This is a genomic window from Psychrobacter sp. Marseille-P5312 (genome assembly GCF_900291405.1).
GTDB lineage: Bacteria > Pseudomonadota > Gammaproteobacteria > Pseudomonadales > Moraxellaceae > Psychrobacter > Psychrobacter celer.
In genome coordinates this window covers 1,515,800-1,536,825 of sequence record NZ_OLML01000001.1, presented here as the reverse complement: position 1 = coordinate 1,536,825, position 21,026 = coordinate 1,515,800, and the positions used below count along the sequence as shown (strand labels likewise).

The following is a 21,026-nucleotide window of genomic DNA, read 5'->3' as shown; positions in this document are numbered from 1 at the left end:
TAAACATTAAACAATCAATAAAACGGTTAAAAGTGATAAAGCCTTATCAGACTTTGATAACTTAACCGCTGTTATTTGACGCTGTCCTTACATTCTTGATCATCACAAATACCGTATAGCACCAGTGAGTGACCCGATAATTTAAAACCATGCGACTCTGCAACTTTGAGCTGCTCCTCTTCGATAGCTTCATTATGAAACTCGATAATTTTGCCGCAGTTGTCACAGACCAAGTGGTCATGATGCTCTTCTTGGGTGATCTCAAACACCGATAGATTGTTTTCAAAGTTATGACGCTCGACGATGCCCGCTTGTTCAAACTGGGTCAATACTCGATACACCGTGGCCAGTCCCACATCTTCGCCTTGATCGATCAGCGCCTTGTACACTTCTTCGGCACTCATATGATGCAGCTCTGCATTTTCTAGCAGTTCTAAAATTTTGATACGTGGTAAGGTGACCTTCAACCCTGCTTTGCGTAAATCTTGATTGGTAAAAGAAGCCATAATATCCCTTGTGACTGTGACAGTCTTAGCAAATAAAGAACCAAAAAATAGGAGGTAGATAACCTAATAAATTATTTTATAAAGCGTGTTTTATCTAAGACATGCCAAACATGCCTTTTGCAATTCATTGATATCTCGCGTATGACCCTTGCTTATCTTTAACGCCTATATGGTCTATCATTTCGCCGAAAATATCAATGCAAGCCTATGAATTTAAAAAACAAATAACCAAATCACCTTGGTAGCGTTTGGTAAATAATGTCGTAAGTGGTAGGCAATTGCAAGTAAATGACGTATCATTTGTTCAAGATAGTCGGCCAGACACCTTAGCATTGATGGTGGCCGCACCTAACCCATTTCTTATGAGTCATCTTACCATGATAAAGACATTAACTTTTCCTCCGTTCAGCCCTGCACGCACATTACGTAACATTATTCTAACCAGTATGCTCAGCGCTACCGTCGCGATGTCCGGCTGCTCTTTACTGAGTGTTTATAAGATTGATTTACCACAAGGCACTGCCATCACCCAAGCCCAAGCACAAAAGCTGCAAGTGGGTATGAACCAAAACCAAGTGCTATACATCCTCGGCAGTCCTGCGATTAAAGATACCCTAGAGCCAAAGCGCTGGGACTATATCTACGACTATCAAGCGGGCACTGAAGGCCAACGCCAAGGCATTGCTGATGTCAAAAATGCCAGCCAGCACCTGATTGTCTACTTTGATGATAATGGTTTGGTCAGCCGCATCGAGGGTATAGAGAGCTTGCCTGCGTCGTAACGTGAGGGCTGACAAGCCGCTAGCTTCGTGATTTGTTTTTGCGCTGAGACATCGGATCAGCGCTCAAACTACGATAGACTTCGATACGATCAAAAGGCTGCAAGCGATAGCTAAGCGGCTGTTTTTTTGCATAGACACCCACATGCCAGCGCTTTGCCATTGGGGTTGCCACCTCCGCCATCTCCTCGCACCACGCGGCCAAAGCGGCAAACTGCGTCAGCCACCCTGCTTGCGATAGCGCTTCATACAGCGTGGTATCAGGGCGCACCTGTAGTGACTTGTAGTGCTGATGTGTGGCATCCTCGGCATAGGCCAGATATACGGTGATAGCATCGTTATTTAGCTCAGCCACTGTAGCACCCAACCCAGTAATGCCAATATCAGAGCCAGTGGTACCACCAACCTTATCGCCACGCGCCACAAGTTATAAAACCCTTCACTACCGAAATTAAGCGACTTGCGCAAATGACTGATTTTCATTTGCCAGCCAGCAAATATCGATAGGAGCAGCACCGCGATACTACTGATAATGACCAAGATACCGACCAACCAAGTGGCAGGAATCACAACGACCAGCGCCAATGCCACCACCAAAGTGATCACCAAGCTCACCACCAGCCCAAACTTATGCGCCAGCTGCTGGGTACTATAGTGCAGCAAATAACTGGCAACGAATAGCACCCCTACCCAATACAATAGCTGAGCGATAGGCGGCAATGCCATGCCACTGACAAACAAAGCCATCATCCCGACTAGCAGTTGCAGTATCCAAATCGGTAGCACCAGCTTGGTCGCACGTGGCTCAGCGGCCAGACGGCTACGAGCAGGTTTTTGGGCGTTGTGATTGTCCACACCGACGGCGGTCACTGACTGCTTGCTGGTCAAGCTTTGACCGAACCAATACAGCCCCGTACCCGTCCCCACACTGACTAGCGCCAAAGCAACCGCACGCGCCCACTCGCCTAAGCTCACCTCTGTCATGGCAAAGTCAATATTTGGCAGCCCATTGACCGCACCCAGAAGTAGCCCGGCAACCATCAGCCCCAGACCAATCGGTAACGGCGCGACACCCACTAGGCTCAGCAATACAGCGATGACCATCAGACCTGCCGCCATTGCAAAGCTCGGTAGCGCAGGCGCACTATCAAGCGCCGTCAAAGCCGCCAAGATACCTGTACTAGCGCCCGAGATGACCAGCGCAGCGATGACAATCGACACCAGCGCCGCAAGCCAACCAAAACTGCGCCATATCGGACTGGCATCCGCCTCGCGGGTCAGCTTTTGCATACCAGCCAGTGGCGCATCGACGCTCCGATACGCCAGTGCTATCTCTGCATACACCACAGGTAGCGATACCAATACCATCGCCAGCAGCCACAATAGCCAAAAATCTATCTCACCGACTGAAGCAGGGGCAAACCAGCGAAACAACAGTAACGGCAGCAAGGCAGCAACGAAGTAAGAAGCATAACGGATCATCATAATCTAAATCCAAATGAGCTAGGGCGTGTCATCGTTTATGTCATTGACTATATAGCTAAGGTGCAAAACACTGAGCTCGCAACAACAAACCTTAAAACAACGAAGCTTTAAACAGGCAAACTTTCATGATAGTAAGCCTACAATCGATCGCAACAGGCTCATTGACGACACGCGCTTAAGTGAAGAACAGTAATTTATCACGATACAACATCATGACCTTTTGACTTCCTCCCCTCCCTAAAGTGAGGGAATTCCTACTAAAGACGGCCAAGCCCGACCGCGAGAATGTTTTTTGCTCCATTAACATCTCTGTTATGGGTCGTTTTACAAGAACGACAAAACCATACTCTTATACCAAGACCTGATCTACCTTTCGGACTGTCTTGGCGGGAGCCGCAACATGAGCAGGCTTGGGTGCTGTACGCTTCATTGACTTCGATATAGTGGCAACCTGCGTTCGCGCATTTGTAGTCCAGTTGCCGTTTAATTTCAAACCAACCAGCGTCATAGACGGATTTGGCCAGTTTGGATGAAGTGAATGATGTTGATTTAATCTTACCAACAACGATTAGACTGTTGGCCTTAACAAGCTTTGATGTGAATTTATGGATTAAGTCTCGGCGGGTATTTTTGATCTTGGCGTGAATGGCACGGACCCGTTTTTTGTTTTTAGCACGTTGGGCAATGGCCAGTTTTTCAGCGTATTGATGGGTGACTTTGATTTGTAGCTGATCACCATCACTACTGACTGCTGAATCTTTGCAGCCTAGATCAATACCGACTTGGCCAGTACCACACTTAATCTTTGGAAACTCTTTAACGGTGATACAAGCATACCAGTGGCCCCGTGCGTCTTGCACCAACTCACAAGTATTGATGCTGTACAGGGCTAAATTGTAGCTATCCCACACATCAATGGTCAGCTTTTGGCGGTTAGCGAGGCTAAATTGTAGGGTGCTTTTTAAAGACTTTTTACCGCTTTGGCGCGTACTGATATGCTTAATCGCGGTCTTTTTAAAGGGAATCCAGCCCAAGCTTCTTCTCTTGGCCTTTGGGTTGTTGGTGCGCCAGTTGAGTTTGGCTTTGTTAAACTGTTTACGAGCCTTGGCATGGGTTTCGGTCACTGCTTGCAAGGTTTGACTATGCAGATTTAGGTATTCACCCGCCCCTTTGGTATAAGCGGCCAAATCATAGGCTGAAAAGAATTTTCCTGTACACTTAAGATGTTTAAAACTTAGCTCATTGACGTAATTCCAGACAAAATTAACCGACCCAGCCAAGATATTGAGCTGAGTGGCATGTTTGTCTTTGATGCGTAGCTTGAGCGTTTTCATGGAATAATTATGATCTCAATGGGTTTGGGTATCAAGGGGTTCGCCATACTGGGCGACAATGGCTGACGCCTGATATCTACGCCCTAGAAGGATGTGGTTTTACGGCGTTAGATGATAAAAAAACCCCGAAATCGGGGTTTAATCAATAAACAATGCCTCATTATCACATAATAACGACTGACTATCAGGCACTCATTATCACATCAACGGACAACCGCGCTCTGTGGCCTGTGCCGTGATTGCTACAAATTAGTGAACGGCACTGATATAGTCTGATAGGATACGAATATCACGATCTGATAGCTTCGATGCTACCGTCTGCATCATACCCATCTCGCCTTCTTTGGCAGCGTCGTTGATACGTTTTTGCTCATCGCTATCGATATCATCAGCGCGGCCTGCGGCGCGGAACAGTTTTAGCTGAGTTGAGATATACTCGGCATGCTGGCCGCCTAAGCGCGGAAATGCGGCCCACTCGTTACCAGCGGCATCTGGACCATGACAGCCTGCACAGCCGATCACGCCGCGCGACTTATCACCACCCAAATAGAGTTTGGTGGCTTCTTGGTTGGTCGCAGGATTACCAAAACCGACACCCCAAGGAGCTTGACTGGCATAATAACCTGCCACGTTGGCTAGGTCTTGCTGAGATAAGTTGGCGACTTGCGACTGCATGATGCCATTCTTACGATAGCCTGTCTTAAAATCGACCAACTGCTTATAGAGGTATTTTACGTTTTGGCCACCCAAGTTAGGCTGCGCAGGGACAACGCTAACACCATTAACACCGTGGCAAGCAGCGCAGACGGTCTCTGCAATTTTCTTGCCTGCGTCGACATCATGCTCAGGAACAATAATAGCAGCTTGTACGCTGAAACTTGCAACGCATAAGCTGGCAGCAGCGATTAACTTTTTCATTGATACAAATCCTACTAACTCGGTGTAAGCATTATTTAGAGTGATTGTACTGATAAGATACCTGATACCGACCGCCCTATAATCAGCGAGACAAGTATATAATTTAAGGTCTTGGCCACAAGCAATCTGAAAGTACTTACTAACATCAGGGTTTATTTTCGATTATTATAGCAAGACTTTGTAGCATTTGCCTACTTAATCGTCACATCCACCAGTTTTTCTAATCGGCTTGTTATGCTGCTTGCAAAAAAATAAAAGCGCTTTCGGGCAATAAAACCCAGCGCTTTAGATGGCATGACTTATTGATTTTCTACTGATTATTTGCTCATATACTCGATCAGCTGACGGTAATCATCATCACTACAGCTGTCACAGAGTCCGCCCGCTGGCATCTGCGTCATGCCACTTTTTACTGAGTTTATCAAGGTCGGCATGCTCTTTTGTTTGATGAGCTGCTGCCATTTGGCGCTGTCGCCTTTTTTTATGGCATTGAGTGCGCCACTATCGTGACAGGCTGCACATGAGTTATTATAGGTCGCTGCGATATCAGCAGCAGCGCCCGTTATCATCGTGCTGCTTAAGATGAGTGCCGCCGCGCCGCTTATGAGTACACGCTGAGCACGGTCAAAAAGTGTGGTGATTGAAAACATTGAACACCTCCTTTGGATATGACATTCGTTTAGTCTATTTTTTGATTAAACGTGTGTCGCTAACTATCTCTTAGCAAATATTGTAACAATGTATGTCATACAAATACAGATAAATATAGTTTGGCTTTGGTAACCTAATGATGACTGGTGTTACTACCATGATAGCCTGCGATATATGAGTGACTGTGATATTTATATGATATTAATTGCCGTTATTTCAATAAGTAAGCGGACGAATAGTATAGAATAAGCAATTATCAAGTCGTCTGCCATGCCGACTGCTATAAACGTTATGTGACGCTTATGTCCTACTGTCGCCTCTCGCTGGTCTAAACGACGCAACGCCTTACCACTGTACCCAATTTTTTAAGATTAATGAGTCACTTATGAGCACCCCGTTTACCGATGTCGCCACCGACCAAGCCTTATTTAACACCAAGTCTCGTCAAAAAATTCAACAAACCGCCTTTATGATGTCAGCGCCGACTTTTCGCCTTTGTCCTGCCGATATGGGCTTAGAGGTCGCCTTTGCAGGCCGTTCAAACGCGGGCAAATCCTCTGCCATCAATGCGCTGACCAACCAGCGCCAACTGGCACGCTCGTCCAAAACCCCTGGTCGTACGCAAATGATCAACTTTTTTAGCGTCGGTGATAGCGACAGACGACTGGTCGACTTACCAGGTTATGGCTATGCCGCTGTCCCTTTAGAGATGAAAAAAGAATGGCAGGTTGAGCTAGAAGAATATTTGGTATCGCGCTCAAGCCTTGCAGGGCTAGTGTTGATGACAGATATCCGTCATCCGCTTAAGTTTTTTGATGAGCAAATGCTGCATTGGGCCAAAGATGGAGATTTGCCCGTACACATTTTGCTTACCAAAGCGGACAAGCTGAAATACGGCGCCGCCAAAAACGCCCTGCTCAACACCCGTAAAAGACTAAAAAAACTGGGGTTAAACTGTAGCATTCAGCTGTTTTCTGCCTTGCGCAAAGAAGGGCTAGAGGAGCTGGCTGGCGTGATGGGCAAATGGTATGAATATCAGCTCGATGGCGATAAAATCATTGAAACCGGCCTCAGTGAGTCTGCCGACACTCAAGATGGCGAGACGACGACATCTGTAGAAGAGAGTGATGCAAAAGACGGTGCTAAATAAGCTGCGCCACGCGGAGAGAGTGGCGTCCTAGGGCATGTCTTTATTTCAAAAATAGTGATAAAAATAAGATAAATGGCGGTCAAACAAGGAAAATAGCGCCGTTAATATCGGGATATAAACCAGCTATTTGACGATGGTTGGCAAAATTTGGCCACTTTTAGCACTTTTAGCCCATTTAGATAATTATAGTCGATGCACTCTAAAAAGCGCATAGCGCTACTGGGATGCTGTTTTTAAATGTAGGTTGCGCAGCCTCTGGGAACGCAGCACGCAAGTAAAATTTATACCAGTAGCGTGTTTAAATTTATATACCAGTTTTATTTTCAACTGACTATAGCGAGTGACTTGAAGACACGCCCTCGCCACATAATAGCGCCATTAATGCTTGCGGCGTCTCAACCTGATAGGTAGGCTGCTGCGCGGCAAGCTCTGCCGCTGATGCTGTACCATAATTGACCGCAATACTACTCATACCCAGCTGCGTCGCCATCTCGATATCATAGACGCTATCACCGACAAAAACAGCGTCGGCGATACCCTGCTGAGTAGCCTGTAATATATCAATAAGCATCTGCGGATCAGGTTTTGAGCCTGCTTCATCAGCACAGCGGGTCGTCACAAAATACTGATGACTGCTCGAGGCTGCAAGCACCCGATCTAGACCTTTTCGTTTTTTGCCTGTGGCCACGGCCAGCTGTTTGCCTTGACGCTGTAGCGTTTGTAGCATGCTTTCTATCGGAGCAAACAGCGGCGTGCGGTGGCTATTGGCGATATAGTATTCAGCATAGCTTTGCTGAATGCCCTGCTTTTGTAAATCGCTGGCCTGCGGATATAAAATATCAATGCCATTCATCAGGCTAAGACCGATGATATCTTGCACAGCCTTATCTGTCGTTTGAAACCCGTGCGCCTCCCCTGCCACATGCATGGCCTCCACGATTAAACCCACCGAATCCATCAAGGTGCCGTCCCAATCAAAAATAATCAGCGTCTTATCGGCCAGATTGTACGGGTTGGATACGTGAGAGCTGGCTTCGGCAATAGCAATACTGGCAGCAGATTGTGGACTCATAAATAAACCTTGATAACTGTTAAGACTTGACGACCTTTAATACTTGATAAGCTGACGTGTGTGACTTGATGGCTTTTATGAATAAAGACTATGAATAACGACGATAAATGGTAAGTGTCAATACAAAAACGTCACGGCGACTTATCAAAAATAAGCGAGCGTGACGTTTAGCGCACGTATTCGACTTTATCGTCCGTCCTTAGCGCGTGTTGAACATTTACAAGTAAGATAGACACACTGTCATCATACGCGAAAGTGGGACAACACTAATGGGACAATACTAATCAGGCAGTGTGCTCTGCTCTGGCAGCCAGTCGGCCATATCATCTGGCAACGGTGCAGTAATCGTCTCATAACCTGGAATATCTAAGCGCCACGCATGCAAGCACAGACGATGGACGCCTGATTTGTCGTGCACGTTATATTTATCATCGCCCAAGATGGCGTGACCGATATGCGCTAAGTGTACACGAATCTGATGGGTGCGCCCAGTGAGCGGCTTGGCTTCAATCAAGCTCACAGGCTGATCGGCTAGCATAAAACGCTCATGAATGATAATGTCCGTCTGGCTGTCTTTGGCTTGCGGGTCTTGGCTATCTACCTTGACACGGCGCTCACCATTAGCAAGCGTATAGCGTAACAATGGCGCATCGATACGTTGCTCACCCATCACAGGCTGGCCTTTGGCGATACACAGATAGTGCTTTTGGATGGTTTTATCCACCAGATGCTGCTGCAAGGCTTTTAGCGTTGAGCGTTTTTTAGAGATCATCAGCAAGCCTGAGGTATCCTTGTCGATACGGTGTACCAGCTCCAGATATTTTTTGCCAGTGACTTCACGCATGGCCTCGATGACACCAAAATCCAACCCGCTACCACCATGCACCGCAATGCCCGAAGGCTTGTTTAGCACCAACATACCCTCATCTTCATACACCACTCGTGCCAGCAAGCTATTGGCAAACTCGGTGCTGATGATGGGCTTTTCGCGCGTCGCCAGCTGAATGGGCGCGATACGCACGACGTCTTCACGCTGGACTCTATCATGCGCTTTACAGCGTTTATTATTGACACGTACTTCATCCGAGCGAATCATCTTGTAGATGTGCGATTTTGGCAGACCCTTTAGGCGATTGAGCAAAAAATTATCCAAACGCTGGTCATGCTGATGGCGCGTTACCTCTAGATAATTGACTCTGGCAAAGTTGCTGATTTCATCGTCAGCGCTTTGCGGGCGTGTTTTGCTATTGAAAATAGCAGGCGCTTCGTGGATCGGCGCATCATCGGTCGTTTTTGAGTTTGTCATTTTTCGTTAGGTATTTACACAAAGATTTGCTATAGTTTAGCATGTTGAGCGCCAATTAAGCAGAAGCTGCGCAATAATCATTATTGCAAAAGATTGCCTAACGCTATTTTGCCAATCACGGTTTTATGAGTGATTGCCCAAGCGCGGTTAGCGATGCCTCTGCCAAGATGGGCCGTCTCATCTGATTTTAGGGTGCAGAAACTGAGTAAAGCTGTTTTTATAGACGTCGCTTCTCAGACCGCCCCATAAATTGTAAACGCGGCATGAATGCTTCTTTTTTGATAAAAGCAAGTTTTTTTTTACCGCATGGCTATTTGTATGATAGAACTGATAGTGATAAAAAATACCATTGCGTGAATAATGCTGGCAAAACGCCTATTTATTGACCATTTACCCCATAACACTGATTTACTACCCGCATAATCACGACTGTTTTTGATAACACATTATCAATGTCTTTTATGTGAGGCAGCCGAGCAAGTATGGGACGTTTTACCTTAGCATCGAGACAGATATCGATAGCCGCCTTAGTATCGGTGGTCAAACAGATGACAATAAAGACATAGACATAAACCGTGCCGATAAGCCGGTCATTTACTCTGTTTGCCAAGTACGCCCCGCCGATGACTGATGCGACCATAGCTAACAAAACGCCCAAGATATGATTGACGTAATCGCAAAAGAACGAAAAATAAAGCAAGACCCATTGTTTTACCTGATCTAACAGATGCTGCATCGCGCTATTTTTTATAATAGTATTGATGATAGCGATTATTGCTAGACTTTGAGGATGCATAGCAACAACACAGCGCCTTTTTTAGGAGCAGTATTTTTAGAGCCGTCGCTAAGGCTTGCCCACTCTGACAAAGTGCGCGGTCATAATGACCCTAAAAACCACTGACCAAAAACTTACCTAAGACGCTGATGCATAGATGTTTAGAACAATCTGCGTTTGCATGGTTTGACATAGTTTATTTGATATAGCTTGTCTGACACTGCTGGCCTCTTTAGATCACAGTAAAGCAGCCCTTGAGGCTGATTGCTTATGTTCTCCGGTCACCATATCTGCCGCCGATGTCGCCATTTGCAGCACTTGCCGGCACCTCCTAAAGTCCAAGCTTAGTCGTCGTTATGCGTACTCATAGGATAAAATATGAAACGCATTTTGATCAACGCCACTCAAAACGAAGAGATTCGCGTCGCCCTTTGTAAAGGCAACCATCTATACGATTTTGATCTAGAAAACCGCACCCGCGAACAAAAAAAATCCAATATTTATAAAGGCCACGTGACCCGTGTCGAGCCATCGCTTGAAGCGGTGTTTGTCGAATACGGCTCACAGCGTCAAGGCTTTTTACCGATTCGTGAAATCTCTGCTGAGTATCTAAGCGGCAACCCACGTGATGAAAACATCAAAAAGCTCATCAAAGAAGGCGACGAGCTAATCGTTCAGGTCGAAAAAGAAGAGCGCGGTAACAAAGGCGCCGCCCTATCGACCTATGTATCACTCGCTGGCCGTTATTTGGTATTGATGCCCAACAACCCTCGTGGCGGCGGTATCTCACGCCAAATATCAGGCAAACTGCGTGAAGACATGAAGCGCATGCTAGGCAATCTTGACTTGCCAAAAGGCATGAGTGTCATCATCCGCACCGCTGGTATCGGTAAAACCCAAGAAGACTTGCAGCACGATCTCAATCACTTGCTCAACATCTGGCAAGCCATCCAAGAACAGAATAAAAAATACCCATCACCGCGCTTAGTGCATCAAGAAGCTGGCGTTGTCACCCGTGCCGTGCGTGACTATCTGCGCGACGATATCGCTGAGATTTGGATCGATAACGAAAACGCGTACGTTGAGGCGGCCAGCTTCATCGATGCTGTCATGCCAAAACAAGCCGAAAAACTGCGCAAATACACCGATTATGAGCCGATGTTTTCGCGCTTTAATATCGAAAAGCAAATCGAGACAGCCTATCAGCGCGAAGTGCGCTTGCCCTCAGGTGGCTCTATCGTCATTGATCAAACCGAAGCGCTGGTCTCTATCGATATCAACTCCGCCAAGTCAACCAAAGGCTCAGATGTCGCCGAAACCGCCTATCACACCAATTTAGAAGCCGCTGACGAGATTGCCCGTCAGCTACGCCTACGTGATATGGGCGGCTTGATTGTCATTGACTTTATTGACATGAATGACAACAAGCATCAAAAAGAAGTCGAAAAACGTCTGATTGATGCGACCAAATACGACCGCGCCCGCGTGCAGTTCGGTGATATCTCTAAATTTGGCTTGATGGAGATGAGCCGTCAGCGCTTGCGTCCCTCACTTGAAGAATCAACCGGCTATATCTGTCCGCGCTGTCATGGCAACGGTATGATTCGTGATTTGCGCTCATTGTCATTATCAATCATGCGCCAAATCGAGCAGATTGCCCTAAAAGAGCGTCAAGGTGAAGTACAGGCCGAAGTACCGACCGATATCGCGGCGTTTTTGTTAAATGAAAAACGTGACAGCTTGGTTTATCTGGAGCAAGACAGCGGTACGCGTATTACTATCTTGCCGCACGCGCATTTAGAATCGCCGAACTTCAAATTGCACTTCAATCGCGATGGCTTTGCCCCATCCAGCTACGAGCGTATCACTGACACCCAGCAGCAAGAGTATAGCGATCTTGGCTACGACGTCGATTGGCAAACGGCGGACAACGAACGCCCTGAGCAGCAGCCAACGCGTCAGCCGCGCCAAAGCAGCGACAAAAGCGCGGCACAGAAAAACAAAAGCCGCGCCCAAGCACCGTTAAACGCTCCTGCACAAGCGCAAAACAACAGCGCACAACAAAGCGAACGCAATCAAAAAGACCGTCATCAAAACGATCGTCGTCAAAACAACAGCACCAACACCGTGACGTGCGCGCCGCAAGCGGATAAGCCCCAACCAGCAGCCACGCCATCAGCGAGTGTGACCGCCGCTCAGCCGCAAGCCGTTGCTTGGCTATCCAACCTGTTTGCTCAGGCACCGCAAGCATCGACCACGCCTACCGTGAGCAGCCGTGATGCTGCCGAAGCAATCGAAGCCTTGGTCAACACTGGCGCACAAAGCTTAGGCGCTTTTGGTCAAATCGATAACAGCGCGCTTAGTGTCGAAAGCCGTACCGCGGGCACCGAGCAAAACTCGCAAACCCCTGAGCAGCAGATCGATGGCAAATCAGACAGCGCCAACCGCCAGCAAGCGCGTCGCAGCTCAGACAATAAAAACGAAGAGAGCAATGACGACAGAAGAAGACGCAAATCACGTAAGTCTCGCTCTGCTAAGCCGCGTCAACGCAAAGAGCAAAATAGCGAGAGTAACCAAAAAGTAAGCGCTGAGACCCAAAGCAGCTCAGATGCCGCTGAAAGCGCAAACGAGCAGCCAAATAAACGTCAGCAAGACAATAGACGTAGCAGTGATCGCAGTCGCAACAACCGCCAAGACAACGGCCGCGATACTGGTGAGCGTAAGGCAGCAGACGAGCAGCCGCTCAATAAACGCAAATCGCACAGCCAACGCGGCTCACGCGGCAAGCTAGAACGCGGTGAGACGCTTACCTCTGATAGCGTCAAGCAGTCCTCTGGCAAAAACGGCGAAGCACACACCAGCAAACAAGCCGCGAACACGCGCCGCAACCAAGACCCAAACGAAGTCATACTGCAGGTCAACGAAGCCCCAGCGGTGCTAAAATCGCCAGAAGTGGTGCACCTATCCTTAGATGATAGCAAGCCGGCCTCTGCCAAACGCTCACCTGCTGACAAGCCCCATGCAGCAAATGACAGTACAGCAAACGATACTGCGAGCAAAAAAGACGCTGGTCAAGCAACTACGGCCAAAGGTAATGCGCAAAAAGCGCCTGCCGATAAGCAGTCAGCAAATAGCCAAAGCGTCGAGAAATCTGGTAAAAACGGCACTACGGCACAGGCAGATACCAGCGGTGATAAAGCGGCGCATAGCAAAGCGGTAACCGCTAACGAGCAGGCAACTACTAAACAGCCGACCGCCGACGAGTCATCAGCTGCGAAGAGCCCTGCTACGCGCTCAGCTTCAGCTTCAGCCCCGGCTGATCGCGCTACTGCCACCAAGTCGCAAGACACCGCGGCAAACACAGGTGACCGTGATACCGGCAATGCAAATAGCAACGCTGCAACACAGACGCACGCCACTGCCAAAGGCACACAGAGCATAAGTGCCGAAAGCAGCCCTACTGCAGATAAAGCCGATGCGGACGTTGAACGCGCAGCGCCCTTGCTCACGCATGATGCCTTATTTGCCAACCGTTACGTCACCGCTCAGAAGTTTGGACAGGCCAGTAACGACCCACGTGTCGTGCGTCGTCAGCAGGCACAGTCCCAGTCCACTGAGCAGCCAGCGGTAGAATCGGCAACACCTGTACCAACGGGGCGCGGTAGCGTTGGTGACTTTGTGCGTCAAGCACTCACCGATGCCGAAAGCCGTCTAAAAAATGACGGTGTGATCCGCTGCTTTATCGCGGCTATCGAAGCGCACTCAGAGCAAGCAAAATCTGCTGACAGCGCGCAAGCACAGCAACCAGTTGCTGACGTTCAAGCTCGAGGCTTTGACTTTAGCAATTATGGCTACCAGCCATTGGCGGCAGACTATCTGGCGCGCTTTGAGGCGATGACTCAGGCCGTTAGTCAATTTGCTACCAACCAAGGCAAAACAGCAGTCGCGCCGCGAGCGATCGGCAAACGCGCTAGCAATGACCCCCGTGGTCAACATCCTGATTATCAGGCAGACGAGGTGGACGCTGATGATGTCGATGCGACTGCTCTAGCCAATCAAACACAGGCAGACGATATCAGCACTGAAAGTGAGCAGCTGCTAAAAGCCGATAAAAACGTGGTGCCTGCTACTAGTCCATCAGCTGACCATGTTGACAATGCCGATACTCGCACAAAGACGGCTGAGTCTGACAGCGAAGTCGCCCAGCAAAGCGATACATCTGAGTCAGAGGCGCCGTCTAAAGACGCAGACAAAGGCGCAGAAAAGGAAGACAGCCAAGCGGCCAAGTCCAAAACCACGATCGCCAGTTATAAAAACATGATTGAGAATGTGGCCGAGCAGTTATTGCCACAGACTGGCATGTTTAACTTGACCACGCCAAAGGTTCCTAAGGCGCGCAGTCGTAAGCCAAAGACTGAGCACAAAAAGCCGACACAAGCTGAAAAGACAGACGCTGAGGATGCCGATAAGCAAGCAGACAGTTAATCACCGTCGCTTGTACTATTAGACCGCTTGTATTATTAAAAACAGTACAAGTATAGATACTCAAAAGCCCCGATAGTTCACTATCGGGGCTTTTATTTTTCTTCACTTTGCTGAGTAATGCGTTATCTGTTTAACGCTTTTCATGCAAGCTCAGTGCGTCGCTGACTTTGTATCGTCGTCACGCATTTTGCCAACGATAGTGAAGATCCCAACGATAATAGCACCGATAATAAAACCGATGACTCCATTTAATAAGGCATTAGTCAGCCCCTCAAAGACACCTGTTAAGTGGGCAATATCTTCTACACTATGATGTAAAAAGCCAATACCATGGACGATAATACCGCCGCCGACTAAGAACATCGCTATCGTACCAGCTATCGATAAAAACTTCATAAGCTTTGGTGCAGCAGATAGCATCAACTCACCGAACTTATGTTTTATGTTACCCTCGTTAGAGTTTTCAATCAGATGCAAGCCTGCATCATCAATCTTTACGATACCAGCGACTAGGCCATAAATACCGACTGTCACTACGATAGCGACAATAGATAAGACTAACGCTTTTTGTAAGATATCGCCGCCAGCTGCAGTCACCGCTCCTAAAGAGATCACTATAATTTCAGCCGATAAAATAAAGTCAGTACGAATAGCACCTTTGATTTTATCCTTCTCAAAAGCGACTAAGTCGATATTGCTATCGGCATTGGCTTGCAGGCGAGCATTTTGTTCTTCATCATGCGGTAATAGCTTCGGCCAAAACTTATGAATGACCTTTTCTGCACCTTCATAACTGAGATACAACCCCCCTATCATTAACAGCGGCGTAATCAACCAAGGTATAAAGTAGCTAATTAATAGCGCTGCTGGTACCAAAATCAATTTATTAACAGAAGAGCCTTTAGCAACTGCCCAAATAACAGGTAGTTCACGGTTTGGCTTGACGCCTGTGACCTGCTCGGCATTCAATGCCAAATCATCCCCTACTAAGCCCGCTGTCTTTTTTGCTGCAATCTTGGTCATGACACTGACATCATCCATCAAGATACTGATGTCATCGAGCAAGAGTAATAAACTACCACCTGCCATATTTATTCCTTAAAATTATGAATTTACAATTATGCGTCAACCAATAACGGTATACCGACACTTATGTCTCTCTGCGCTTACTTTATCTATATCTTTATTATTAGCTTAATCATAGAAAACCTAGCTAATGATGACATAACCAGAATGACATTACATAGTAACAATGTATTTTATTTTTGATTTCCTTACAAAGGCTGTATAAAATTCGATACGGATACTGATGACACAGATACTCATATTGATACTGTCTATTTTTTAGGTGATGCTAAAGTAAAAATACCTCACTTAGCGCCTATTTAATAAAATATGTTAAGATACAATGTTTTATTTAGATTCTACTCAGATTTTATTTAAGCTTTATTCGTGCTTTATCTGCCTCTACTACCAAACCATAGATAAGCGCTAGCGCTTATAGGAAACGTTATATGTCTGTACTCCCTTTTCCAAAAGCTCGCGCGGCTAGCTATAAACCTGCTCATAACTCTGTAAGCAGCAAACTAACGCGAGCAATGATGAGCTCCTTACTGGTAGTGGTAGCGGCGGGATGTTCGAACAATGCCGCTGACGCGACCAACCCTGAGATTACTACTAGCACCCAAGCAGCTGCGCCTGATAACGATGCGGCAGTAGTGAGCGCTTTGCAAGCCAACTTAGACGCCTCTGGCATTGAAGAGACTGTGACTTCAGCTGTGCCTACCGCTATGGATGATATCTACTGGGTCAGCGCTGAGGGTCTACCCTCTTTCTTCACTGACAAAGCTGGCAAGCATATCATTCAAGGACAAATCATCAGCATAGGTGACGGCGCGCCTGTCGATATCAGCGCCGCACTTATGGCTTCTAATGCCCAACAAGCATTAGAAGCGGTTGATAAAGATGAGCTGATTATCTATCCGGCTACAGGAGCAACCAAAGCGGTCGTCTATGTATTCACCGACGCTGATTGTCCTTATTGCACTAAGCTGCATTCTGAGATGGATGACATCAATGCCCGCGGTATCGAAGTTCGCTATCTGGCATGGCCACGCAGTGAAGCCAGTATTCCGCTTATGGAAGCCATTTGGTGCAGCGACGATCGCGTACAGGCAATGGATCAAGCAAAAAATGAAGATGTGAATATCTCAGCACCTGCCTGCCAGAGTCCTGTGGCTAAGCACATGCAGTTAGGCGCAAGCTTAGGCGTGCGCGGTACGCCGGCCATCTTTACAGAGTCGGGGCAACAGATTGGCGGCTACTTGCCAGCGGCGCAATTGGCTGAAGCTGCGCTTAACAACTAAGCCCATGCCATTGCCCTACCATTATAGTAACGCTCAATCATAGCGCCTGCATAAATAAGGGCGCTTGATGAAAAAAGCAAATTGCAATAGTAAATGTCAAGTGACATTGATGCGGCGCGTTAGGTAGACGCCACCTTTGCTTATCGGTATGATACGTTTATCACTATAATACGGCTATGCAACCTAGAGTCGATTAAGCTTTTCTTTTTAGTTTGAATTTTTATCCATCTATTTCATCGAGGATACTGTGAGTAAATCCATAAAACTAGCGATACTTGGTCTAGGCACCGTCGGAACGGGCGTGATCAATCTAATCAATGACAATTTAGATGAGCTAAAACGCCGCAGCGGCCAAGACATTACCATTACCGAAGTGGGTACGCGCCGTCAGCGTGATGATATTAATCCCAATATCATGCAAAGCAGTGACTTGATGGCAATTGCGGCAAGCGACAATGTCGACATCGTGATCGAGGTGATCGGCGGCACCACACTCGCCCGCGAAGTCATCATGCATGCCATCAAAAACGGTAAGCATGTGGTCACCGCAAACAAAGCCTTACTCGCCGAACACGGCAATGAGATCTTTGCTGTTGCAGAAGAGCACCATGTCCATGTGGCATACGAGGCAGCAGTCGCAGGCGGTATTCCAATCATCAAAGTGATGCGTGAAGCCTTGGCGGCCAATAAAATAGAGTGGCTGGCCGGCATCATCAACGGCACGGGCAACTTTATCATGACAGAAATGCGTGATAAGGGTCGCCCGTTTGCTGATGTACTGAGCGAAGCCCAAGCATTAGGATATGCTGAAGCCGACCCAACGTTCGATGTCGAGGGTATCGATGCGGCGCATAAGCTGGCCTTACTGGCCTCTATCGCCTTTGGTATCCCGCTACAGTTTGATAAGGTATATTGCGAAGGCATCACAGGTATCACCTTACAAGACGTCAACTATGCCGAAGAGCTGGGCTATCGTATCAAGCATTTAGGTTTTGCGGTGCGCCGTGATGGCACAGGCGACGATGCTGCGACTGGTATCGAGCTGCGTGTCCATCCGACCCTCATCCCGCAAGACGCTCTTTTGGCCAATGTCAATGGCGTAAAAAACGCAGTCTTGGTCAATTCACACCCACTCGGGCAGACCTTGTACTGCGGTGATGGCGCCGGTGCAGGCGCGACCGCGTCGGCGGTGATGGCAGATGTCATGGATTTGGTACGTGTGTTAGGTAGCAAGGATGCCGACGATAAAAGCAACAACGGTCACCATGTGCCGCACCTAGCGTTTATCCCTGAGCAATTATCTGACACACCGATCCTACGCGCCGAGCAGATGACCACGGGTTACTACTTGCGCGTCCATGCTTATGATAGCCCAGGAGTGCTGGCCGATATCACGCGTATCCTCAGCGATGCAGGTATCAATATCGATGCGATTTTGCAGAAACCGGCGCACAAGGTTGGTCAGGTGCCTGTCATTATCTTGACGCTGCCTGTAGTTGAGCGCCGCATGAATCTGGCCATCGAAAAAATCGAAAAACTAGACACAATTACTGATAAAGTAGTACGCATTCGCCTAGATGAGCTAGCGTAAACAACAGCAAGATGGATAGCCGCTAGCCTGTCAGCGTTTGGCCAAAAAGTGCCACACGTTCATTTAAATATGTAAAAAGGAATAATAACGATGTCAAATGATGCAATTGTGATTTTAAACGGTGCCCGTACTCCTATGGGCGGTTTTCAAGGCTCGCTAAAAGATGTGAGCGCAACCGAGCTTGGCGGGGCGGCGATCAAAGCCGCTGTCGAGCGCTCAGGTGTCGATGTCGACAGTATTGATGAAGTCATTATGGGCTGTATTTTGACAGCAGGCTTAGGTCAGGGTCCTGCCCGCCAAGCGATGCGCAACGCCGGCTTGTCTGATGCGACGGGCGCGGTCACTATCAATAAACTGTGCGGCTCAGGCCTAAAAGCAGTCATGCAGGCTCACGATGGCATCAAAGCGGGCAGCTTTAAGGTCGCAGTCGCAGGTGGTATGGAGTCGATGACCAATGCTCCTTATATCATGCCAGGCTCGCGCGCAGGCTATCGTATGGGGCACAAAGAAGTCAAAGACCATATGTTTTTAGACGGTTTAGAAGACGCAGAAACGGGCAAGCTGATGGGCATGTTTGCCCAAGAAATGGCTGACGAAAAAGGCTATACACGCGAGCAAATGGACGAGTTTGCCATCGAATCGCTCAATCGTGCACTGACAGCAATCCAAGACGATCACTTCAAAGACGAGATCGAACCCGTTACTTTTAAAACCCGCAAGGGCGAGCAAACGGTCGATACCGATGAGCAGCCAGGTCTGGCCAACGCCGAGCGCATCCCTACCCTGCGTCCAGCGTTTGCCAAAGACGGTACCATTACCGCCGCAAACGCCAGCTCAATCTCAGACGGTGCAGCAGCAGTCGTGTTGATGAAAGAATCACAAGCCAAAGAAGAAGGTCGTGACTATCAAGCACGTATCATCGCCACCGCGTCTAACTCTCGTCATCCAAGCGAGTTTACCATTGCACCGATTGGCGCCATCGAAAAAGTCCTTGCTAATGCTGGCTGGTCAATCGCTGATGTCGATCTTTGGGAGATCAATGAAGCCTTTGCTATGGTCACGATGGCGGCGATGGATGAGCTAAACATTGACCATGCCAAAGTCAACGTCGAAGGCGGCGCTTGTGCTCTTGGTCATCCAGTTGGATGCTCTGGCGCGCGTATCTTGGTCACTTTGATCAATTCACTTAAGCGTACAGGCGGCAAAAAAGGCGTGGCGACCTTATGTATCGGTGGCGGCGAAGCCGTGGCGGTAGCCATCGAGCTTGCTTAATCAGCAGCTGCCTGTTGATAGGGGCAATATCTAGCTTAATATAAGCCCTAGATTAATATAAGCCTTAATAGCTGTCAGGCTGTTTATTCTTTAACATATCAAGCTCTTAAATGTATCAAAACCGCACGGCGATATGCTCTGCGGTTTTTTTGTGTTTGTCATTTTCTAAAATAGCCAAATTATTGCACCGTGTAAAAACGCGTTAACTTGTACCCCTTACTCTGTTATGCCACTTACAGCCTATTACACGCCATTACCTCAAGCGCACACTTTGCTACCTTGCTTATATACCTCATCTAAAATCAGGGTGTTACGATAATTACAAGTTGAGGCAGCAACTGCCAAGGTAACACTGGCAGGTATAAAAGTTAATGTCTTAAACAGAATTTAATAATCAATAATGAACTCATAAAAAAGGAAGACAATAATGAGCCAGCTAATCCGTTTAAAAGACATCCAAGCCACGCACCGCGACCTAATCGGTGATGACTATTATGATCCAACAGGCAAAACTGCCTATGGCGTCAATGAAGAAAAAATCGGTAAAATCGAAGGAGCACTAGTAGAGGACACCACAGGCCGTATTCGTTATTTGATCGTAGATGTAGGCGGCTGGTTTAGCTCAAAAGAAGTCCTTGTCCCAGCAGGTCTGGCACGTATCGTCGGTGATGATGTATTCTTCGACAGCTTAACAGAAGCGCAAGTCGAAGCGATGGAAGTATACGACCATGACTATCAGTACAGCTATAAAGAGCAGTACGAAAAAGACCGCCAAGCCTTTGTCGCAGACAGCGTACCAGCAGCTGAGCGTATGGAGATTGCTGATCATGCTTATGAAGCGCCAAACACCCTAGAGCTACTAGAAGAGCGTCTAACCGTCAATAAAGATCGTATCGTAGCAGGTCTGGTCAAAGTCGGTAAACATGTGGTCACAGAAGAGCGCAACGTCGATGTCGAGCTAGAAGAAGAGCACGCCAATATTCAGCGTACCAATGTCGATCGCCCAACAGATCGCCGCATCGGAGATGTCAATGGTAATGAAACCATCGAAGTTGAGCTAGAAGCAGAGCGTGCACGCGTGGGCAAAGACACTTATGTGGCAGAAGAAGTCAACGTCGGTAAGACAACTGAACGCCATACGGAGACGATCGTCGAAACCATTCAGCGCGAAGAGCTAGACATCGACCGTGATGGTAATGTGGTAGACCGTGAAGGCAACATCGTCAATCGTGACGACATCACTGCCGAAGATGTACGCCGTGCTCGCGGTATGTAATCCACAACAGCCTTATACTGGCCTACTCCCTGATTGGTTATAATAATATAATAAACACAC

At 47.7% G+C, this 21,026-nt stretch carries 17 protein-coding genes; 7 read left to right on the top strand and 10 right to left on the bottom strand.

The annotated features are described in order from the left end of the window. Nucleotides 1-71 precede the first annotated feature (71 nt). Entirely contained in the window at nt 72-506 is a 435-nt protein-coding gene (gene fur, locus C6W44_RS06685; protein WP_105244744.1) for a ferric iron uptake transcriptional regulator, read from the bottom strand. Nucleotides 507-868: 362 nt separating this feature from the next. Here fur and C6W44_RS06680 point away from each other — a divergent pair, with 362 nt between their 5' ends. Then, nucleotides 869-1,288 carry an outer membrane protein assembly factor BamE gene (locus C6W44_RS06680; protein ID WP_105246516.1) on the top strand — a complete coding sequence of 140 codons (420 nt, stop codon included), beginning with the start codon at nt 869-871 and terminating at the stop codon, nt 1,286-1,288. 19 nt (nt 1,289-1,307) lie between these two features. Here the strand turns inward: C6W44_RS06680 and C6W44_RS06675 are convergent, their stop codons facing one another. The 5 genes from C6W44_RS06675 to C6W44_RS06655 all read right to left on the bottom strand — a co-directional run bounded on the left by C6W44_RS06675 (nt 1,308) and on the right by C6W44_RS06655 (nt 5,672). After that, a complete protein-coding gene (locus C6W44_RS06675) occupies nt 1,308-1,640 on the bottom strand; it encodes an RnfH family protein (protein ID WP_227526377.1) in 333 nt (110 codons plus the stop codon). After that, nucleotides 1,628-2,770: a hypothetical protein gene (locus C6W44_RS06670; RefSeq protein WP_105244743.1), complete on the bottom strand. Its 1,143-nt coding sequence runs from the start codon at nt 2,768-2,770 to the stop codon at nt 1,628-1,630. Before C6W44_RS06670 ends, C6W44_RS06675 begins: the two co-directional genes overlap by 13 nt. A gap of 257 nt (nt 2,771-3,027) precedes the next feature. Beyond that, nucleotides 3,028-4,104, bottom strand: a complete 1,077-nt coding sequence (locus C6W44_RS06665; protein WP_105244742.1) for an RNA-guided endonuclease InsQ/TnpB family protein — start codon at nt 4,102-4,104, stop codon at nt 3,028-3,030. Nucleotides 4,105-4,353: 249 nt separating this feature from the next. Then, nucleotides 4,354-5,022: a c-type cytochrome gene (locus C6W44_RS06660; protein WP_105244741.1), complete on the bottom strand. Its 669-nt coding sequence runs from the start codon at nt 5,020-5,022 to the stop codon at nt 4,354-4,356. Between the two features lie 317 nt (nt 5,023-5,339). After that, nucleotides 5,340-5,672, bottom strand: a complete 333-nt coding sequence (locus tag C6W44_RS06655; protein WP_105244740.1) for a c-type cytochrome — start codon at nt 5,670-5,672, stop codon at nt 5,340-5,342. 386 nt (nt 5,673-6,058) lie between these two features. Here C6W44_RS06655 and yihA point away from each other — a divergent pair, with 386 nt between their 5' ends. After that, the gene (yihA, locus tag C6W44_RS06650; RefSeq protein ID WP_199774462.1) at nt 6,059-6,823 is read left to right on the top strand and encodes a ribosome biogenesis GTP-binding protein YihA/YsxC; all 765 of its coding nucleotides are present in this window, start codon (nt 6,059-6,061) and stop codon (nt 6,821-6,823) included. Nucleotides 6,824-7,154: 331 nt separating this feature from the next. On the opposite strand, the gene C6W44_RS06645 is transcribed toward yihA, so the two are convergent. The 3 genes from C6W44_RS06645 to C6W44_RS13400 all read right to left on the bottom strand — a co-directional run bounded on the left by C6W44_RS06645 (nt 7,155) and on the right by C6W44_RS13400 (nt 9,841). Continuing rightward, nucleotides 7,155-7,895: an HAD family hydrolase gene (locus C6W44_RS06645; protein ID WP_105244739.1), complete on the bottom strand. Its 741-nt coding sequence runs from the start codon at nt 7,893-7,895 to the stop codon at nt 7,155-7,157. A 280-nt stretch (nt 7,896-8,175) separates the two neighbouring features. Then, nucleotides 8,176-9,201, bottom strand: a complete 1,026-nt coding sequence (locus tag C6W44_RS06640) for an RluA family pseudouridine synthase (protein WP_105244738.1) — start codon at nt 9,199-9,201, stop codon at nt 8,176-8,178. A gap of 379 nt (nt 9,202-9,580) precedes the next feature. After that, nucleotides 9,581-9,841, bottom strand: coding sequence for a hypothetical protein (locus C6W44_RS13400; protein ID WP_158676704.1), 261 nt, complete (start codon nt 9,839-9,841; stop codon nt 9,581-9,583). 513 nt (nt 9,842-10,354) lie between these two features. On the opposite strand from C6W44_RS13400, the gene C6W44_RS06630 reads away from it, so the two are divergent. Continuing rightward, nucleotides 10,355-14,461 (top strand): Rne/Rng family ribonuclease, encoded by a 4,107-nt coding sequence (locus C6W44_RS06630; RefSeq protein ID WP_105244736.1) that lies wholly within the window; start codon nt 10,355-10,357, stop codon nt 14,459-14,461. Between the two features lie 150 nt (nt 14,462-14,611). Here C6W44_RS06630 and C6W44_RS06625 read toward each other — a convergent pair whose 3' ends face one another. After that, nucleotides 14,612-15,550 (bottom strand): DUF808 domain-containing protein, encoded by a 939-nt coding sequence (locus C6W44_RS06625; protein ID WP_105244735.1) that lies wholly within the window; start codon nt 15,548-15,550, stop codon nt 14,612-14,614. Between the two features lie 425 nt (nt 15,551-15,975). On the opposite strand from C6W44_RS06625, the gene C6W44_RS06620 reads away from it, so the two are divergent. The 4 genes from C6W44_RS06620 (at nt 15,976) to C6W44_RS06605 (ending at nt 20,966) form a co-directional block, all read left to right on the top strand. After that, nucleotides 15,976-16,827 (top strand): DsbC family protein, encoded by an 852-nt coding sequence (locus tag C6W44_RS06620; protein ID WP_105244734.1) that lies wholly within the window; start codon nt 15,976-15,978, stop codon nt 16,825-16,827. A 247-nt stretch (nt 16,828-17,074) separates the two neighbouring features. Next, nucleotides 17,075-18,418, top strand: coding sequence for a homoserine dehydrogenase (locus C6W44_RS06615; protein WP_105244733.1), 1,344 nt, complete (start codon nt 17,075-17,077; stop codon nt 18,416-18,418). A gap of 90 nt (nt 18,419-18,508) precedes the next feature. Further along, nucleotides 18,509-19,690, top strand: a complete 1,182-nt coding sequence (locus tag C6W44_RS06610; RefSeq protein ID WP_105244732.1) for a thiolase family protein — start codon at nt 18,509-18,511, stop codon at nt 19,688-19,690. A gap of 427 nt (nt 19,691-20,117) precedes the next feature. Further along, a complete protein-coding gene (locus C6W44_RS06605; RefSeq protein ID WP_105244731.1) occupies nt 20,118-20,966 on the top strand; it encodes a DUF2382 domain-containing protein in 849 nt (282 codons plus the stop codon). Nucleotides 20,967-21,026 lie beyond the last annotated feature (60 nt).

Excerpts from the sequence above, each read along its gene's own strand:
- fur (WP_105244744.1), bottom strand. The coding sequence starts at position 506 with ATGGCTTCTTTTACCAATCAAGATTTACGCAAAGCAGGGTTGAAGGTC.
- C6W44_RS06680 (WP_105246516.1), top strand. The coding sequence starts at position 869 with ATGAGTCATCTTACCATGATAAAGACATTAACTTTTCCTCCGTTCAGC.
- C6W44_RS06670 (WP_105244743.1), bottom strand. The coding sequence starts at position 2,770 with ATGATGATCCGTTATGCTTCTTACTTCGTTGCTGCCTTGCTGCCGTTA.
- C6W44_RS06665 (WP_105244742.1), bottom strand. The coding sequence starts at position 4,104 with ATGAAAACGCTCAAGCTACGCATCAAAGACAAACATGCCACTCAGCTC.
- C6W44_RS06660 (WP_105244741.1), bottom strand. The coding sequence starts at position 5,022 with ATGAAAAAGTTAATCGCTGCTGCCAGCTTATGCGTTGCAAGTTTCAGC.
- C6W44_RS06655 (WP_105244740.1), bottom strand. The coding sequence starts at position 5,672 with ATGTTTTCAATCACCACACTTTTTGACCGTGCTCAGCGTGTACTCATA.
- yihA (WP_199774462.1), top strand. The coding sequence starts at position 6,059 with ATGAGCACCCCGTTTACCGATGTCGCCACCGACCAAGCCTTATTTAAC.
- C6W44_RS06645 (WP_105244739.1), bottom strand. The coding sequence starts at position 7,895 with ATGAGTCCACAATCTGCTGCCAGTATTGCTATTGCCGAAGCCAGCTCT.
- C6W44_RS06640 (WP_105244738.1), bottom strand. The coding sequence starts at position 9,201 with ATGACAAACTCAAAAACGACCGATGATGCGCCGATCCACGAAGCGCCT.
- C6W44_RS13400 (WP_158676704.1), bottom strand. The coding sequence starts at position 9,841 with ATGGTCGCATCAGTCATCGGCGGGGCGTACTTGGCAAACAGAGTAAAT.
- C6W44_RS06630 (WP_105244736.1), top strand. The coding sequence starts at position 10,355 with ATGAAACGCATTTTGATCAACGCCACTCAAAACGAAGAGATTCGCGTC.
- C6W44_RS06625 (WP_105244735.1), bottom strand. The coding sequence starts at position 15,550 with ATGGCAGGTGGTAGTTTATTACTCTTGCTCGATGACATCAGTATCTTG.
- C6W44_RS06620 (WP_105244734.1), top strand. The coding sequence starts at position 15,976 with ATGTCTGTACTCCCTTTTCCAAAAGCTCGCGCGGCTAGCTATAAACCT.
- C6W44_RS06610 (WP_105244732.1), top strand. The coding sequence starts at position 18,509 with ATGTCAAATGATGCAATTGTGATTTTAAACGGTGCCCGTACTCCTATG.
- C6W44_RS06605 (WP_105244731.1), top strand. The coding sequence starts at position 20,118 with ATGAGCCAGCTAATCCGTTTAAAAGACATCCAAGCCACGCACCGCGAC.